The sequence below is a fragment of the Mesorhizobium sp. M1E.F.Ca.ET.041.01.1.1 genome (assembly GCF_003997355.1).
Classification (GTDB): Bacteria; Pseudomonadota; Alphaproteobacteria; order Rhizobiales; family Rhizobiaceae; genus Mesorhizobium.
Window position 1 is genome coordinate 1 of record NZ_RZSL01000975.1, and the last position, 1,440, is coordinate 1,440.

Genomic DNA, 1,440 nt, shown 5'->3' on the forward strand with positions numbered 1-1,440 from the left:
GTCGCACGCTGACCAGCAAGGCGCAGGGGCGCTTGCGTTTATGGCGCTTCCCCTCTATATGCGCGCTCATTCCACACACGGACTTTGGTGTCTGCCCGGGAGAAATCCGGCTGAAACCTCCGGTGGCATCAGGACATACGTCCGAAATGCCTGTGTCCGTGGAGGCCAACCGGAAAGGAACTAAAGAATGGCTCTGCCTGATTACAGCATGCGCCAGCTTCTGGAAGCTGGTGTTCACTTCGGCCACCAGACCCACCGCTGGAACCCGAAGATGGCGCCTTACATCTATGGCGCCCGCAACAATATCCACATCATCGACCTGTCGCAGACGGTGCCGCTGCTGCACCAGGCCCTGAAGCAGGTTTCCGACACCGTCGCCAAGGGTGGCCGCGTGCTGTTCGTCGGCACCAAGCGCCAGGCCTCGGACATCGTCGCCGACGCGGCGCAGCGCTCGGCCCAGTACTATGTCAACTCGCGTTGGCTGGGCGGCATGCTGACCAACTGGAAGACGATCTCGAACTCGATCCAGCGCTTGCGCAAGCTCGACGAGACGCTCGCCGGCGAGGCCCAGGGTCTCACCAAGAAGGAGCGCCTCAACCTCGACCGCGAGCGCGAGAAGCTCAACAAGGCGCTGGGCGGCATCAAGGACATGGGCTCGACGCCGGACCTGATGTTCGTCATCGACACCAACAAGGAAGCGATCGCCATCCTCGAGGCCAAGCGCCTCGGCATCCCGGTGGTCGCCATCATCGATTCGAACTGCGACCCGGACAAGATCGACTTCCCGATCCCCGGCAATGACGACGCGGCCCGCGCCATCCAGCTCTACTGCGATCTGATCGCCAAGGCTGCCATCGACGGCATCGCCCGTCAGCAGGGCGCGCTCGGCATGGATATCGGCGCGTCGGCCGAGGCTCCGGTCGAGCCGGCGCTCGACACCCCGGCTGCTGAAGCTCCGGAAGCTTGAAAAGCGAAGGCCGGTTCCGGCCTTCATCTTTCCAATAAGTTGGCGCGCTAAAGCGCTTTTGCCGGGCGCATCATCGGGATTCGATGGTGCGTCGGCGCATTTGAAACAAAGAGGCGACAATGAGCATTTCGGCTGCACAGGTCAAAGAACTCCGCGACTTGACCGGCGCGGGCATGATGGACTGCAAGGCGGCGTTGAACGAGACCAACGGCAACATGGAAGAAGCCGTCGACTGGCTGCGCAAGAAGGGTATCTCAAAGGCCGACAAGAAGGCCGGCCGTACCGCGGCGGAGGGCCTTATCGGCGTCGATTCCGGCGTCCGCGAGGCCGCGGTCGTCGAGGTGAACTCCGAGACCGACTTCGTCGCGCGCAACGCGGCCTTCCAGGAGATCGTCGCCAACGTCGCCAAGGTCGCGCTCGCCTATGGCACGACCGAGGCGGTGGCCGCGGCCAAGTATCCGGGCTCCGACAAG

At 63.3% G+C, this 1,440-nt stretch carries 2 protein-coding genes; both read left to right on the forward strand.

The annotated features are described in order from the left end of the window. The first annotated feature begins 187 nt into the window (after nucleotides 1-187). The gene (gene rpsB / locus EOA38_RS36520) at nucleotides 188-967 is read left to right on the forward strand and encodes a 30S ribosomal protein S2 (RefSeq protein ID WP_127221845.1); all 780 of its coding nucleotides are present in this window, start codon (nucleotides 188-190) and stop codon (nucleotides 965-967) included. A 119-nt stretch (nucleotides 968-1,086) separates the two neighbouring features. Next, nucleotides 1,087-1,440 (forward strand): translation elongation factor Ts (tsf, locus tag EOA38_RS36525; protein ID WP_127301492.1); only part of this gene is annotated, 354 nt, incomplete at its 3' end.

Excerpts from the sequence above, each read along its gene's own strand:
- rpsB (WP_127221845.1), top strand. The coding sequence starts at position 188 with ATGGCTCTGCCTGATTACAGCATGCGCCAGCTTCTGGAAGCTGGTGTT.